This is a genomic window from Actinomyces qiguomingii (assembly GCF_004102025.1).
Taxonomy (GTDB): domain Bacteria; phylum Actinomycetota; class Actinomycetes; order Actinomycetales; family Actinomycetaceae; genus Actinomyces; species Actinomyces qiguomingii.
On sequence record NZ_CP025228.1, the window covers coordinates 1,544,720 to 1,561,028 of the forward strand.

Sequence of the window (16,309 nt, forward strand, 5' to 3'; positions counted from 1 at the left end):
CGAAGCCACACCGATTGAGTGTTGAGGAGTGTCCGTGTCCTCTTGGAGTGATTCCTGCATCTGGTGGCACGTCTACCCGCTGGGCTTCACCGGCGCGCCGGTCCGCCCCACGCAGGCCGAGCGGGTGCTCACCCCGCGTCTGGACGCCCTGGAGCCCTGGCTGGACTACCTGATCGAACTGGGCGCCAACGGCCTGGCGCTCGGGCCGATCTTCACTTCCGAGACCCACGGTTATGACACGGTTGACTTCTACTCCATCGACCCGCGCCTGGGGGATGACGCCGCCTTTGACCGGCTGATCGCCGCCTGCCGGCGGCGCGGCATCAACGTCATGCTTGACGGCGTGTTCAACCACGTAGGCACCGCCCACCCCCGCTTCCGTGACGCCCTGGCCGGGGACAAGGCGGCCCAGGAACTGTTCCGCCTGGAGCACACTGCCGATGGCTTGGTGCACCAGGACTTTGAGGGGCACCGGGGCCTGGCTACCTTCAACCACGACTCCGACGCCGTCGTCGACCTGGTTGTCGATGTCATGCGTCACTGGCTGCGCCGCGGAGCGGCGGCCTGGCGCCTGGATGCCGCTTACGCCGTGCCGCCGGAGTTCTGGGCCCGGGTGCTGCCGCGTGTACGCGAGGAGTTCCCCGCGGCCTGGTTCATGGGCGAGGTGATCCACGGCGACTACGCCGACATCGTGGCCCGTTCCGGCATGGACTCGGTGACGCAGTACGAGCTGTGGAAGGCGATCTGGAGCTCACTGCTGGATGAGAACTTCTTCGAACTTGACTGGTGTCTAAAACGGCACAATGAGCTGCTCGCCGGTTTCACGCCCCTGACCTTCATCGGCAACCACGACGTCACCCGTATCGCCACCCGCCTGGGTGATGCCAAGATGGCCCTGGCCGTGGTGCTGCTGTTGACTGTCGGCGGCAGCCCGGCGATCTACTACGGGGATGAGCAGGCCTTCCGCGGGGCCAAAACCGAGCGGATCGGCGGAGATGATGAGGTGCGCCCCGCCTTCCCCTCCGGCCCCGAACAGCTCTCACCTCTGGGAGCGCCCATGCTGCGCCTGCACCAGGAACTTATCGGCCTGCGCCGCCGCAACCCGTGGCTGACCACCGCCTCCACAGTGACTACCAGCCTGGACAACCGCGTCTACAGCTACGAGACGGTGGGCCCCGGCGGGCAGAGCCTCGCCGTCGAGCTGCGCCTGGAACCAACTCCGGTAGCCGTGGTCACCGCCCCCGACGGGCAGGTGCTGCGGGTCGGTGGTCAAGCATGAGCGGCGGTGTGCTCGGGACACTGGACCGGACGCTCCCGGCTGCGTTGCCGCAGGCCCGCCGTGCTCCGGCAGCGGCCCGGCGTTGGGGCTGGCAATTGCTGGCGGGACTGGCCGTCTTCGCGGCGGCAGAATTGACCGCGGGAATCAGCGTTTATCCGCTGGCGGGGCTGATCGGGGAAGGTGAGCCGGGTACGCCGGTGACTTGGAACAGTCACCCGGTGAGCTTCTTGCTGGCCGCGTCGCTTTCCGCATTGGCCGCGGTGACGGGCTATTGGGTGCTGATGCGGTGTATCCGCGGGACCACCGTCACCGAGCTGGCCGGCCCCAGGAAGCTCCACGAGTTCCTGGTTGGGATGGGACTGGGCGCCCTGCTGATGAGCGTGGTGGTGGCGGTGCTCGCGGCGGTCGGCTGCTATCGGGTGACGGCAGTGGGATGGGATGCGGGCATACTCATCGGTGCATCCTCCGGGCTGGCCGCGGGTTTTGCGGAGGAGATCCTGTTCCGGGGCGTGCTGCTGCGGCTGGCAGAGCAGTGGCTTGGCACCGGCTGGGCACTGGCACTGACCGCAGTGCTTTTCGGGATAGCGCATATAACCAACCCGGAGGCGAGCGAATTCGGCGCCGTGGCAATCATGCTTGAGGCAGGTGTACTGCTGGGCGCCTGCTACCTGGTCACGCGCCGCCTCTGGTTGGCCTTCGGCACGCATGTGGCCTGGAACTTCTTCCAGGGCGGCATCTTCGGCTCCGACGTCTCCGGCAACGGCATGGGGCGCGGCCTGTTCGAGGCCCGCTTCTCCGGTCCCGAGCTGCTCACCGGCGGGGAAATGGGGATCGAGGGTTCGCTGGTGGCGGTGGTGCTGTGCACCGCGGCGGGTATAGCCATGCTACTGGTGGCCCGCCGCCGCGGGCTGCTGCTGCCGCGTCGCAACGGCCGTGTGCCGGCGCAGTAGGGGTGCGGCGGGCTCGGCACCGCACCCCTACTGGCAATCAGTCGGCCGTGTTCGCCGCCGCCCGGGCCGCCGGGGTGGTGGCCGCCATGCCCAGCACGTGCAGCGCTGTCTGTTGCAGCTCGCCCAAGGTGAGGTGCTCGCCGCTGGTGTCATCTGGCGAGTAGCCGTCCACGATGGCGTCGTCATGGCCGTCCGCACGGGTGGATGACCAGGTGATGCCGCCGGGCATGAGCACGTCCACGCCCGCGCGCACCCGGGTGGCGGAGTCCTTCAGCTGCGGGAAGAGCGGGTCGGGGGCGTAGCGCATCCACCAGTCGGTCATCACATTGCCCCGGTAGCCCCACTCGCCGCGCAGAATCGTGGTGACCAGGTCGTAGTTGTAGTGGGCCCACTGGCCGTTGATCTTGTTGTAGCTGGTCATGATGTTGAGCGGGTTCGACTCCTGTACGCAGATGCGGAAGCCGCGCAGGTAGATCTCCCGCAGCGCCCTGGCGGAGACCCGCGAGTCGTTGTAGATGCGGTTGGTCTCCTGGTTGTTGGCCGCGAAGTGCTTCGGGCAGGCCGATACCCCCTGCGATTGGACGCCGCGCACCACGGCTGCGGCGGCAAGTCCGGTCAGCAGCGGGTCCTCCGAGTAGTACTCGAAGTTGCGCCCGCACAACGGGTCGCGGTGAATATTCATGCCGGGTGCCAGCAGCACGTCCGAGCCCTTGCGGAGCATCTCCTGCCCGTGCAGGGACGCCAGCTCCTCCAGCAGCGGCGCATCCCAGGTGGAGGCCAAGGCAGTGCCGCAGGGCAGCAGGCTGGCGTAGGCGGAAACACGGATACCCGACGGGCCGTCGGTGGTGATTACCGGCGGAATACCGAGTTCCCGCAGACGCTCGGTCAGCCCGCCGAAGGCGCCAGCATTGCCCGGTGCGCCCAGCGGGGAGTTCATCTCCACATCCCCGTAGGCCAGCTGCGCCAGATCCTCCACGTCCAGCTGGGCCACGAAGTCCTCCAGTGTGGCGCGGCCGGCGACCACATCGGGGAAGCGGATACCGACGTCACCGGTGGGGGGGATCGCCTCTGGCAGACGCGCCAGGATCCGCTCGCGCAGATCGACGGTGGATGTGGGTACGGCCTCCCAGCTGACCTGCGCCCGGCCGTCCGCGTCGCGTGTCACAGTCATGCGGTCGAAGGGAGCGTCGGGGGAGGGGGCGAGCGCCTCCTGAAGCTGCTCGACCACCTCGGTCTCCTCCACGACGACGGCGCCGACCTCGATGGTCTGCCGCACCGAGGTGCCCACGTGCACCGGGTAGGTTCCCGCCTCCACGACCCAGGCGTGGGCGTGACCGGTCCGGCCGTCGTCGTCGAAGGCGGCCAGGCGCTCGCGCGGGAAGGAGAGCGTCACCTCCTGGGCCTCGCCCGGGGCAATCATGCCGGTGCGGGCGAAGGCGACCAGTTCCCGGGACGGGCGCGGCAGCGCCGCCTCGGCGGGCGCGCCCCGGTAGGCCTGAATTACGGTGGACCCGGGACGCGGGCCGGTATTGGTAACCCGCACCCGTACGGCGATATCCGTGGTATCAGTCGTAACGACGCCCGGACGGGCGGTGTCGTCCAGGCTCGCCCCGGCCAGATCGAAGGAGGTGTAGCCCAGGCCGTGGCCGAAGGGGAACAGCACCTTCTCCGGGGCAAAGGTCTCGAAGTAGCGGTAGCCGACGAACACGTCCTCGGCATAGTTGTTGAACTCTTGTCCACCGAAGTTCGCGGCCGAGGGATAGTCCTCATAGGCGCGGGCAATCGTATCGGTGAGGCGTCCGCCCGGCTCGGCGGCTCCGATGAGCACGTCGGCAACCGCTCTGCCTCCCTCCATGCCGCCGGGCCAGGCCAGCAGCAGTGCAGATACACCGAGTTCCTGCGCCCAAGAAAGGTCCATCACATTGCCGGAGTTAACGATCACCACGGTGCTCTCGAAGTCTGCGGTGACCCGCTCCAGCAGGGCGCGTTCGGTATCGGTCAGGTAATAGGCGCCCGGCTCCAGTACGTTCTCTCGGTCCTCACCGGCCGCCCTGCCGATCACGACCACAGCGATGCGTGCCCGGGAGGCCGCCTGGGCGATCAGTTCCTGATCGACCTCCATTTCCGGGTAGAAGCGCGGCCAGTTGCCCCACTCCTCCGTTGGAGGCTCCTGGGCCTCGCACCACTGCCGGTAGACGGAGGCCACCTCCGTATCGACGTTCACCCCCTGCTCGACCAGGCTGCCCAGCAGGTTGGTGGTGTACACGGCATTGACGTCTCCTCCTGATCCGTAGCCGACCGCGAACCAATCGATCTGAACCCGGCCGAATACAGCCACCGGTTCGGCGGGGGACAGCGGTAGCACGCCGTCATTGGTGAGCAGCACAGTGCCCTCGGCGGCGGCCCGGCGGGCCAGATCCGCCAGATGTGGGTCGTAGGAGCGGTCGGCGTCGGCAGTGGCGGTATTGAGGTTCTGGGCGACCTCATTGATGGTGTTGGCGGTCATGGCTGTTGCTCTCCGTTGAGGCGGGACTGCGTTGTTGGGATCATCCTAACCATCCGGGCGGTCGGTGCGACAGGGGGATTGGACCGTCTAGCGTGGGCGTAGCGCGGGCGGCGGCGCTTCAGACGGGGCTGGGACCAGGCTGGGATGAGGCCGGTTCCGAGGCGCGAATCGACTTTAGCGGGCCCCGGGTCCCTGCCCGTGCGTCCTTGTGAGCATCCACCCATGAAGTTACGGTATGGCAACGAATGCTTTCGGTCCTGTTCATTGTTCGGTGTACGGAACTGGGGCCGACTAACATCGGCCTGGCCATCCAGTCGACGCGCGTCGACGGCGGGTTCCCATACGACGTAGCCGTCCACCCGCCGATGGTGTTTCAAGGAGGAATCACATGTCATCCAACCTTCCCCGTCGCCGGTTCATTCAGGGCTCCGCCGTCATCGCGGCCCTTTCGGCCGCGGCAGCGTGCAGCAGAGGCGACTCCAACAATCCGGGCGGGGGCGCATCGGCTGTCTCCACGGCCGACTTCACCGGCACCGGCCCAATCACCTGGGTGCAGGGCAAGGACAACTCTGACGGCAAGGTCCAGGAGCGCATCGATCAGTGGAACGAGCTGTACCCCGATGAGAAGGTGACGCTGATCGAGCTGTCTTCAGAGGCCGACCAGCAGCGCCAGTCACTCATCAACAACGCGCAGACCCAGTCCGACGCCTACGACGTGATCTCGATCGACAATGTCTGGGTGGCCGAGTTCGCGGCGAATCAGTGGGTCGTGCCCCTACCCGCGGACGAGCTGAAGAACGATGACATCATCGAATCGGTGTGGGAGACCGGCCTGTACAGGGACGTCCTGTATGGAATGCCATTCGCTACGGACTCCTCCATCATGTTCTACCGCAAGGACTTCCTTCAGGAGGCGGGCGTTGAGGTCCCTACCACCTGGGATGAGGTCAAGTCCGCCATCGACGCCGTGCGCGCCCTGCCCGGGCACGAGAACATAGGCGGATTCGGTGGCCAGTTCGCCAAGTACGAGGGGCTGACCTGCTGCGCCAGCGAGTTCATCAACACCGCGGGCGGTTCCTTCTACGACGACGAGGGCAATGTCACCATCAATTCCCCGGAGGCCATTGCCGGTCTGCAGATCCTGATCGACGGTTTCAAGGACGGATACATCCCCGCCGAGTCTCTGGAATGGAAGGAGGAGGACGGCCGCAACGCCTTCGAGGCCGGTAATCTGCTCTTCTACCGGCAGTGGCCCTACCAGTACGCCAACAACCTTGCGGCCCTCGGTGAGGAGAAGTTTGGCGTCGCCGCCCTGCCCACCATCGACGGCAAGGCCTTCGTCCCCACCCTGGGCGGACACAACTGCGGCATCTCCACCTACTCCAAGAACAAGGCCACGGCGCTGAAGTTCGTCCAGTGGTGGACCAGCCAAGAGTCCGAGCAGTACGCGCTCGAAACTCAGACCCTCGCCCCCATCCTCGGTTCCCTTTATGAGGACTCCGAGATGCTGGAGAAGTTCCCCTACCTGCCCACCCTGCGTGAGTCCCTCGACTCGGCGCAAGGACGCCCGAAGGCAGTCGCATACGGCGACGTTACCGCCGCGATCCAGGACGCCCTCTATCCGGCGGTGCAGCAGCAGGCCACGGCCGAGGAAGCCATCAGCAACCTTGAGACCTCGCTGAAGGCCCTGGCCTGACGCGCTCGGACAACACCGCTGGCTGGTAACTATTCAAGGTCTGACCGCTGGTGGGGCGTGGTGCGACCCGCCCCACCAGCGCAGGCCGAACGCCGAACCACAGTTCGCTCCGCTCCTCTCCTCCGCGACCTCACGGACCAGGTCTGGAGGGAACATCGAGTTCAGGCAGGCCGGAGAGTTCAGCGAGCCCAACGAGTAGAGACAAAGCAGGCAAATGAGCACGAATATCTATGTGCCGGACGTAAACCGTCGGTCTAAAGCCAGTCGGGCACAGTCCCGCCTGGCATGGCTGCTGATCACCCCGACGATCATCGTCCTGACGATCGTTATCATTGTTCCCGTATTCCAGTCGCTGCAGCAGTCCCTTTACGGCAAGCCGGGACTCGACCCCGAGACCGGATTCGTTTCCGACGTCGAGCCCTTCGTCGGGTTGGACAACTACACCAGCATCTTCACCGACGCCGGATCCCGCTTCTGGACGGCTGCCTGGAACACCACGCTGTTCGGCGTGGTCACCGTGGTGCTGGAGACCATCCTGGGCGTGGCAATGGCACTGATCATGCACCGGGCCATGCGCGGGAGAGGGTTTGTCCGCGCGGCGATCCTGGTACCGTGGGCCATCCCCACCGCCGTCTCCGCGATCCTGTGGGGCTGGATCTTCAACCAGAACGGCGTGGCCAACGCCATCCTGGGCCAGCACATCATGTGGGCCTCGGGCAACGCCTCCGCCAAGCTGGCCATCATCATCGCCGACGTGTGGAAGACCGCGCCCTACATCGGTCTGCTCACGCTCGCCGGTCTCCAGGTCATTCCGGACGAGGTCTATGAGGCCGCCAAGATCGACGGCGCGAACGCCTGGAAGCGCTTTACCAAGATCACGCTGCCGCTAGTCAAGCCGGCCCTGGTGGTCGCCGTGCTCTTCCGCGCCCTTGATGCGCTGCGCATGTTCGACCTGCCCTACATCCTCATCGGGCCGCGCAAGAACTCGGTTGAGACCATCTCCATGCTCGTTCAGGACGAGGCCTCAAACCTGCGTTACGGCTCGGCGGCCGCGTATGCGCTCATCCTGTTCCTGTACGTGTTCATCTTCGCCTTCGCCTTCACACGAATCACCCACGCCGATCTGGGCGCCACCGCTCCGCGCAGCGGTGGCGGGCGGCGCCGCAAGCTGCCCGCCACCGTCTTCCTGCCTCAGGGCCGCCCCGCCGCCGTCGGCGCGACTAGTGATAACACCATCGCCAGAACCAGCGAGAGGAGTAAGTCATGAGTGCGGCAACGGCCTCGATGTCTGCGAGCGATCATCCCAGGAGGAAGATCGACTGGGCAGGCGCGCTGTCCACCTTCGGTATTTTCCTGATCGTCATCTACTGTCTCGCGCCGTTCTACTGGATGGTGGTGTCCTCGCTGCGTCCGGACATCGAGATTTTCGAGAACACCTGGTGGCCGCGGCACGTCTCCTTCGAGAACTACCAGGCGGTCTTCTCCACCAAGAACAACTTCGGTCAGGGCCTGATCAACTCGCTGATCGTCTCCGTGGTTGTCACCGTGGTCGCCCTCGCAATCGCCACCTTCGCCTCCTACGCACTGGCCCGCCTGGACTTCCGTGGCAAGGGCGTGCTGCTGCTGGTGGTGCTGGCCACCTCCATGTTCCCGCTCGTGGCGATTATTGTGCCGCTGCTGAAGAACTTCTCCGCTTGGAACTGGATCAACACCTACCAGGCCATGATCATCCCGGATCTGTCGTTCTCACTGCCGCTGGCGGTGTGGAACCTGACCAGCTTCTTCCGGCAGATGCCCCAGGAGCTTGAGCAGTCCGCCATGGTGGACGGCTGCACCCCCGGGCAGGCGTTCCGCAAGGTGATCCTGCCGATCGCGGCACCGGGCATTTTCACCACCGCGATCATCATCTTCATCGGTGCCTGGAACGAGTTCCTGGTAGCCGTCACGATGATCAACAATCCCGCCATGCAGCCCGCGACCGTGCTGCTGTCCAAGTTCACCGGCGCCTCTCAGTTCAACACGCCCTTCGGCTCACAGATGGCCGCGGGAGTGGTAATGACACTGCCGCTGGTGATCATGGTGCTTTTGTTCCAGCGCCGTATTGTCGCCGGCCTCGCCGCCGGCGGACTGAAGCAGTGACCGGACGGGCCGGGCGCGCCAGAGGGAAGGTGCGCCCGGCCCCGGCACCTCGCCCTGTTTTCCCGCATACGGACTTGGTTGAGTCCCATGGTCCGACACGTGCCCCATCCGCCTCGCGTTCGTGCGCCCACTGCGGCGCGTGCACGCTCGACCCATTCCAGGAACGACCCCAATGACCTCGCTTGCTCCCGTAATCACCGCGCGCAGCGACCAGGAAGCCTGGTGGCGTGACGCCGTCATCTACCAGATCTACCCCCGTTCCTTCGCCGACTCCGACGGTGATGGTCTGGGCGACCTGCCCGGCATCACCTCCCATATGGACCATCTGGCCGCCCTGGGGGTGGACGCCATTTGGCTGTCGCCCTTCTACCCCTCCCCGCAGGTGGACGCTGGCTATGACGTGGCCGACTACTTCGACGTGGCCCCCGAGTACGGCACGCTGGCGGATTTCGACGCTATGGTCGCCGCGGCCCGCGCTGCCGGAATCAAGGTGGTAGTCGATGTTGTCCCCAACCACTCCTCCGACCAGCACGCCTGGTTCCGCGCCGCCCTGGCAGCCGGTCCCGGTTCTCCCGAGCGCGACCGATACATCTTCCGCCACAGCCCGGACGGGCCACCCAACAATTGGGGCAGCCTGTTCGGCGGCCCGGCCTGGACCCGGGTTCAGTCACTGACCGGAAAACCCGAGGACCGCAACTGGTGGTATTTGCACCTATTCGCCGCCCAGCAGCCCGACTTCAACTGGGATCACCCCGAGGTACGGGAGATGTTCCGGGAGTTCCTGCGCTTCTGGGTTGCCCGCGGCGTGGACGGCTTCCGCGTGGATGTGGCCCACGGTCTGGTCAAGGCCCCAGGCCTTCCCGACGACGCCCTGGGCGCCGACCGCTGGCGGGGAATCGCGGTGGACGAGGATGGGAAGACCATCGCAAAAACCGCCGACAGTGGCCCCATGTTCGACCAGCCCGGCGTCCATGAGATCTACCGGGACTGGCGGCGGGTGCTGGGCGCCGTCCGTCCCGACATCCTGCTGGTGGCTGAGGCGTGGGTGGATCCACCCGAGCATATGGCCCGGTACGTCCGCGAGGACGAGATGAGCCAGGCCTTCAACTTCAACTACCTCAAATCCGCCTGGCGCGCATCCGACCTGCGGCGCGTGATCGAGACCTCCATGGCCGCAAACGCCGCCGTCGGCGCCCCAACCACCTGGGTGCTGTCAAATCACGACGTCGTTCGCCATGCCACCCGTTTCGGGTACGCGCCTGGCAGTGAGCCCGACGACGGCATCGGCGTGGACGATCCCCAACCGGACGCCGCACTGGGACTGCGGCGAGCCCGCGCCGCCACCCTATTCGCCCTAGGACTTCCCGGCGGCATGTACCTGTTCCAGGGGGAGGAACTAGGCCTGCCCGAGCACACCACTATGGAAGACGCTGCCCGCCAAGACCCGGCCTGGCTGCGCACCGGCAAACAGACGCGCGGACGCGACGGCTGCCGCGTGCCCCTGCCCTGGGACGACGACGCCCCGGCCTGCGGTTTCAACACAACCGGCCTGAGTTGGCTGCCGCAGCCGGAGGGCTGGGGCAGCTACGCCCCGTCCATCCAGGAGACCGACCCCGACTCGACCCTGGTCATGTACCGGCGTGCCATCGCTACCAGGCGCGAATGGCGGCTGGGGCGCGGTGAGGTCCAATGGCTGGAGGGTATGCCCGAGCAGGTGCTGGCCTTGCGCAACGGCGAGGTCACCGTGGTCGTGAACACGGGTGAAGAGGATCTCCAGCTGCCTCTGGCTGGCACGATACTGGTGCAGTCCTGGAACGGGCATATGGGTGCTCGCGCGGACTGCGTAACCGTCCCCGCGAACGCTACGGTGTGGCTGGCCCCATGAACTGAAGCCGGGACGCGGCCCGGCAGGTCCCGGAAGGAGGACACATGGCCACCCGCGCCGATGTCGCACGCCTGGCCGGGGTCTCTCCGTCCACCGTGACCTACGTTCTGACGGGACAGCGGCCCACGACTCGCGCCACCCGGGAACGGGTACAACGCGCCATCGACGAGCTCGGCTACCGGCCCAATCGACATGCCTCCATGCTGGCGGCCCGTTCGGTTCGAACGGTAGGGGTGCTGTTCCGCATGCAGCGCTCCGGCATAGACTCCAACGACCTCGAATACGTTGAGGGGGTACGCGAGAGCGTGGAGCCCCTCGGCTTCCAAGTGTTCGTGCCTGTGGGTCAACACTCCCGATCACCGGCACTGGAGGGACTGGTCCACTCCCGCGCATTGGGTGCGGCCGTGCTCATGGATGTGGCACGTGAAGACGAACGCGAGGAGTACCTCTTGGCGGAGAGGGTGCCGACCGTGCTCATCGGCACCTCCTACCGGGCTGGCGGCGCACCGGGGGTGGACGCGGACTTCGAGCAAATGGCAGACCTGGCCGTGAGCCACCTGGTGGAGTTGGGCCATCGTCGCATTCTGTTCCTCATGCGCAACATTCACGCCGACCGTTCCAACGCCTACGCGGCGCAGACTCGGGGCGTGCAGGCGGCGGCCCGCAGGCACGGCGTGGAGGCGGTGTTCCGTTCCTGCTCGGACAATGTCATCGCCGGTGCGCGGGAGGTGAAGCCCTGCGGCCTGGCCGACGAATGCACCGCCGTGGTGTCCAACAATCCCAGTGCGCTGGAGGGACTGGTCGCGGCGGCCTGGGCGCGTGGACTGCGCGTACCGCAGGAGGCGTCCCTGGTATCCCTCGCTTTGACCGTGGCGCGCAGTCCGACCGGGGATCTGGTGACCGAAGTGGGGGTGGACCGGCCCGCCCTCGGGCGCAGAGCGGGTGCACTGCTACTGCATTCCCAGGAGGATCGGTCTGTATCCGGTGTCGAACTGGTCGCCTCACGGCTCATCGACCACGGTTCCACCGCACCGCCGCCCCGTCTAAATGATTGAGGCCTTCACTGAAAACGTACCGGAACCGGCGGTTGCGGTCGTTTCAGGCGATCTCGGCGACGGCGGCCAAAATGACCTCGGGTACCCCCGCCGCGCGCAGCCCCCCGAGTAGCGCGCCGCCGGTCACGCCGGAGGAGACGACTTCCCAGGCCCGGTCCTTGGCCGGATATGACATCTGGGCGGGCTCAAGGATCCGGAAGACCTCGTCGGCCGGTGTCGGGGGCCGCATGTGCACGCCCGAAAGCTCGAGCATGACGCCGTCGGCCGCGCGTATTGTCCCAAGGGAGATGTCCAGGCCGCCGCCGAGGGTGAATCCATCGGCTGGACGCTCCTTGGTGGGGACGCAAGTACCGTTCACGCGGGCCGTGGCCTGACCGCCAGTGGACAGCAGGTGCACGGTGATCTCCCGCTCCTCTGGCACGACGCCTTGCGCACCCTCCTGAGTGATCTCCAGGCGGGCAGAAGCCGCGGGCTTGTCCCAGGTGAGTGTAAAGCGGGTGCGCACCACGGCGTCGGGCCCGGGCTCGGGAGAGCCATCGTCCTCCTCGAGCACGAATTCGCCGTTGGCGCCGGGCACCACCACCACGGACAGATGACGCGGATTGTCTCCCGCAGGCTCGGCGAAGTCCTCGGCGCCCACAATGATGCTGCCGGCCCGCGCCAGGACGGGCAGCTGCTCCAGGGGCCGGGAGAAGGTGAGTATGCGGCCGGCGGCGGCGTCGGCGTCGTAGCGGCGGCCGGTGGGCAGGTCGAACCAGACGCCCTGCGGCAGCCAGGCCTGCTCCTGCGCCAGCTTAGTGGCCGTGTCAGTGGGGCATGTGAGCGGCACGATGATCAGATCTCCGAAGCAGAACTCGTTGCGGTTGTCGTAGGCACCCATGGACCAGGGATGGTCGTGGTAGAGCGGACGTACGGGGCCGATCCCCTCGGTGTGGGCGCGCCGCGCCCAGGTGTACAGGTAGGGCACGAGCCGGTGCCGCAGGCGCAGATGCGCGTTCATGGTGGCACGGGCGTCGCGCGAGTAGCGCCACGGCTCCTTGGAGTTGAACACCGAGGCGGTGGAGTGCATCCGGTTGATGGGGGAGAAGCAGCCCAGCTGCACCCAGCGCGCAGCCATCTGATCATCCTTGACGCCGAGCATGTGCCCGCCGATGTCGTTGGACCACCAGTAGTAACCGATATTGGCGGAGGTGGCGGTGAACTCCGGCTGGAAGCGCAACGACTCCCAGGTGGTGACCGTGTCCCCGGAGAAGCCGATCGGGGTGCGGTGACTGGAGGCATCGGCGAAGCGTGAAAAGGTGATGGGCCGGCGCCGGTAGGGCACCTGGCCGGGGCCGCTGCGCTCGCGGCCGGAGTCGAGATAGTGGACGTGGTTGAGCATCCACAGCGGGTCCAGCCCCGGAATATCCGTAGCACCGCCCTGCTGCCAGTCCAGCCACCAGAAGTCGACGCCCTGCTCCTCCAGGGTGTGGTGGGCATGCTCCAGGTAGGCGGCAGTGAAAGCCTTGTCCCCGATGTTGAAGGGGATGTCCGCACCCGTGGCGGGATCCATGCCCAGAGCGCGGGCCACGGGCGCATAGGCGTCCTCGTGGCGGCGTATACCTGCGGCGGGGTGCAGATTGAGCGTCACCTGCATGCCGCGCTCGTGCAGGGCCTTCAGGAAGCCCTCCGGATCGGGGAACAGTTCCCGGTTCCAGGTGTAGCCGGTCCAGCCGTTGCCGATCGCCGGGTCGATGTCCACCAGATGCCAGTCCATATCGATCACAGCGACGGAGAAGGGCAGCTGTTCGGTGGCGAACCGGTCCATCAGGGCCAGATAGGAATCTGCGGAGTACTTGTGGTAACGGCTCCACCAGTTTCCCAGCAGCGCGCGCGGAATCAGTGGTGTGGGGCCGGTAAGGGCGAAGAAGTCGCGCAGAGCGGCGCGGTAGTCCTGCCCATAACCGAAGAAGTACAGGTCCTGGTCCGGTGTCTGGCCGGAGGCAGGGTCGGAATGCGGACGTGGACGCACCCACTCATCCTCCTGTACCAGCAGGGAACCGGAGTCGTCGAGCACAGAGAAGCCGGTTATTGACAGCAGACCGGGGTTGACGTGGGTGGCGCCGTCGACGGTGTCTAGCGTGCGGACGGTGCCGCCGAGATTGGTGCGGTAGAGCTCTTCCGGGTCCCACCTGTCCCCGTAGCGCCAGGCACCGCCGTGAACGCCTATGACCGCGGTGCGCAGTGTCACGGCGAGCCCGGAACGGGTGAAACCGCGCGAGGGCTGATAAGTCAGGTGCAGGTGCTCGGTGATGATCTCCACGCGGTCATGGCTGCGGCGTACTTCAAAGTCCGGCACCGGGCCCAGATCCCGGGAGACCACCAGCTGTGTGGCGGCATCGACGAAGTTGCCGGCGGGGGAGTGCTCCATGCGGATCAGCCGGGAGGTCAGCACCGTGAACCTCCAGTCGGGGCCGGCGACGACGGCGCCGACGGCGGCCGGCGCCGGGCGCGGCCGCTCGGATCCGGGAGAGAGGGGTGAGGTCATGTGCGGCCTTTCGGGTATTTCATCGGGCGGCGAAAGCAACCTGACGCCACGAGGTGTTGCGGTAAACGAAAGCGTAGCGCATGGGCCGCCCTCCGAACCGATCGCGAGGCGCGCCTGTGTAAGAATCCGGTGTCGGGGCCCGAACGAGCGGGTCGCTAGAAGACACTCCGTGTGAGGGGGACAATGGCGACGCTGAAGGATGTGGCGGCGCGTGCGGGTGTGAGCGCCATGACGGTGTCCAATGTCATCAATGGCCGCACCGGCAAGGTCTCGGAGCCCACCGTCGCCCGCGTGCAGGAGGCCATTGCCGCCCTGGGGTACGTGCCCAGTGCCGCGGCCCGCTCGCTGGCGGGCTCGTCCTCACGGATCCTCGCCCTGGTCTACGAGGCGGTTCCGGGGCGCCCCGCGTTGGAGACGCCGTATGAATCGCTGTTCGTAGGTGTCTGCGAGCAGGCGGCCCGCGCTGAGGGCCACGCGCTCATGCTGTGCGGCGCCTCCAAGGCGGAGGACACGGTCGCGCAACTGCGCTCATGGAATGTTGCCGGGGCGGTCGTCATGGCCACCACCCGCATGGCTCCCGGCGAGTTCCTGGAGCGTTCCGGCATTCCCGCAGTTTTCATTGATGCATACCGGGAGACGGAGGAGGTCTCCTACGTCAACGTCGACGACGCCGGCGGAGCCCGCATGGTGGGCGAGCGGCTCGGGGCTGTGGGGCATCGGCGTGTGGCCTTCGTCGGACCCACGGTGGACGTACCCGGGGTGGTTCGCCAGCGTCTGCACGGACTACGGGAGGGATTGGCCGCCCACGGAGGCGGCGTCCATAGACATGACGTGTTACTCAGCGAGGTCGACTTTGCCGAGGGCGTTGCCATTGCGGGTCGGATCCTGGAACGCGAGCCTGCCATAACCGCCGTATTCGCCTCCGGCGACGTACTCGCGCTCGGCGTCGTCAAGGGGCTGCGCGAAGCCGGACGGCGAGTCCCCGAGGACGTGTCGGTCGTCGGGTTTGACGGCCTGGCCTTGGTCGACTACTTCAACCCGCCGCTGACAACGGTGCGTCAGCCTATACGCGACAAGGCCGCCACTGCGGTCTCCTTCCTAATGGAGGAGCTGCGCGACGGCGACGGCGCCCCGCGGCAAATCGTCCTCCCGGTCTCCTGGCAGGAGGGAGGAACGCTCGGGCCGGCGGCTATCCCCGACAGGTGAATCGTGACTGACCTCTAGAGTTGCCTGCTCGCCTTGGGGAATGTAGCCAATTACGCTTGGGTGCCCGAATGCCGGTGACCGATACCCACGGTCTTGGGGAGCCGCCTGTTGCGCGGCCCGAGCGAAGATGAGTGCCTACGCAGCACCTTGAATGGGGTACTGCGTACGCACTTCTTGCCTAGAGCGCTAAGTCTCTTGCTACTGGCCCCGTTGTTTGGACCGCCACGTCACCGCAGTTGCCTCAAGGGCGCCTACAACGGGTGCGGCGAGGAGGATCAGCGGGATGTTGTCGCCATGTCCCAGTGCCGCGGAGATCCCGCAGACACCTGCGGCAACTATGACCGTTGCCAGGATATGCCGTGCAAAATGGGACTTGGGGTGAATCGAGCTGTCCATTATTCGGGACATGGCGCGACTTCATTCTGGGGGATCGTGGCACTGCATTCGCTATGCTAGCACGAGATGTGCCATCACGCACTTCGGCGTGATAGAACTCACTTAAGTATGTCGCTGTGTGGTTCTCTCTGATTCACTGGAAGTCGGGTGCAGTGCGTGTCTCGGGTTGACCAGCGGCTGTGGTCCGTGCTCTTGCCGGGAGCCGGAGAGAGGCTGCTGCAGAGGCAGATGTGGGGTGGGGAAGATGCGATGGTGCTGCATAACGTCAAAGCGGTTCCTCCGGTTTGTGGTGTGTTCGCCGAGTTCGGCCGATATAACCGTCGAGTTCGGTAGATATGACGATCGAGTTCGGTTGGTGGGGCTGGTGGGGCGGGGAAGTGTCCAGATTCGGCACGAACGATGTTCCCCCGCCCGACGCCGCTCACCAGATCCGCATGATTCCAACGAATCTGAGGGCGTGCGCTGGGAGGGGCGGGGTGTTTGTGCCGATTCTGGACACTTTGGCTCCCAGGTTCCGGCTTGCCGCCCTGGTGGGGTGGGCAGGCCAGGGCCTCCTGGTCGCCGACCCGGCCTCCCCTTGTCCGATTGCTGGGACGTCTTTGACGACAAACCGGGCCCACAGTCCAGCCCGGCCGCTGCGAGGCCGGGCCTGGCTGCCGGCCATGCCGGC

Annotated in this window: 10 protein-coding genes; 8 read left to right on the forward strand and 2 right to left on the reverse strand. The window is 66.3% G+C overall.

What is annotated here, in order from left to right:
- The first annotated feature begins 34 nt into the window (after nt 1–34).
- Both CWT10_RS06350 and CWT10_RS06355 read left to right on the forward strand, forming a co-directional pair.
- Entirely contained in the window at nt 35–1,279 is a 1,245-nt protein-coding gene (locus CWT10_RS06350; RefSeq protein WP_103063159.1) for an alpha-amylase family protein, read from the forward strand.
- Nucleotides 1,276–2,229, forward strand: a complete 954-nt coding sequence (locus CWT10_RS06355) for a CPBP family intramembrane glutamic endopeptidase (RefSeq protein ID WP_103063158.1) — start codon at nt 1,276–1,278, stop codon at nt 2,227–2,229. Before CWT10_RS06350 ends, CWT10_RS06355 begins: the two co-directional genes overlap by 4 nt.
- Before the next feature lie 37 nt (nt 2,230–2,266).
- Here CWT10_RS06355 and CWT10_RS06360 read toward each other — a convergent pair whose 3' ends face one another.
- Nucleotides 2,267–4,735, reverse strand: a complete 2,469-nt coding sequence (locus CWT10_RS06360) for a glycoside hydrolase family 3 protein (RefSeq protein ID WP_103063157.1) — start codon at nt 4,733–4,735, stop codon at nt 2,267–2,269.
- Between the two features lie 388 nt (nt 4,736–5,123).
- On the opposite strand from CWT10_RS06360, the gene CWT10_RS06365 reads away from it, so the two are divergent.
- The 5 genes from CWT10_RS06365 (at nt 5,124) to CWT10_RS06385 (ending at nt 11,510) form a co-directional block, all read left to right on the forward strand.
- Nucleotides 5,124–6,431 (forward strand): ABC transporter substrate-binding protein, encoded by a 1,308-nt coding sequence (locus CWT10_RS06365; protein ID WP_103063156.1) that lies wholly within the window; start codon nt 5,124–5,126, stop codon nt 6,429–6,431.
- Nucleotides 6,432–6,645: 214 nt separating this feature from the next.
- Nucleotides 6,646–7,698, forward strand: a complete 1,053-nt coding sequence (locus tag CWT10_RS06370) for a carbohydrate ABC transporter permease (protein ID WP_103063155.1) — start codon at nt 6,646–6,648, stop codon at nt 7,696–7,698.
- 17 nt (nt 7,699–7,715) lie between these two features.
- Complete coding sequence (locus tag CWT10_RS06375; protein ID WP_233188158.1) at nt 7,716–8,570, forward strand: carbohydrate ABC transporter permease; 855 nt, start codon at nt 7,716–7,718, stop codon at nt 8,568–8,570.
- A 172-nt stretch (nt 8,571–8,742) separates the two neighbouring features.
- Nucleotides 8,743–10,455 (forward strand): glycoside hydrolase family 13 protein, encoded by a 1,713-nt coding sequence (locus CWT10_RS06380; protein WP_103063153.1) that lies wholly within the window; start codon nt 8,743–8,745, stop codon nt 10,453–10,455.
- Between the two features lie 44 nt (nt 10,456–10,499).
- Nucleotides 10,500–11,510, forward strand: a complete 1,011-nt coding sequence (locus tag CWT10_RS06385) for a LacI family DNA-binding transcriptional regulator (RefSeq protein ID WP_103063152.1) — start codon at nt 10,500–10,502, stop codon at nt 11,508–11,510.
- Between the two features lie 43 nt (nt 11,511–11,553).
- Here CWT10_RS06385 and CWT10_RS06390 read toward each other — a convergent pair whose 3' ends face one another.
- Nucleotides 11,554–14,037, reverse strand: a complete 2,484-nt coding sequence (locus tag CWT10_RS06390) for a TIM-barrel domain-containing protein (RefSeq protein WP_103063151.1) — start codon at nt 14,035–14,037, stop codon at nt 11,554–11,556.
- Nucleotides 14,038–14,220: 183 nt separating this feature from the next.
- Between CWT10_RS06390 and CWT10_RS06395 the strand changes: the two genes are divergently transcribed.
- Nucleotides 14,221–15,243, forward strand: coding sequence for a LacI family DNA-binding transcriptional regulator (locus tag CWT10_RS06395; protein ID WP_103063150.1), 1,023 nt, complete (start codon nt 14,221–14,223; stop codon nt 15,241–15,243).
- Nucleotides 15,244–16,309: the final 1,066 nt, after the last annotated feature.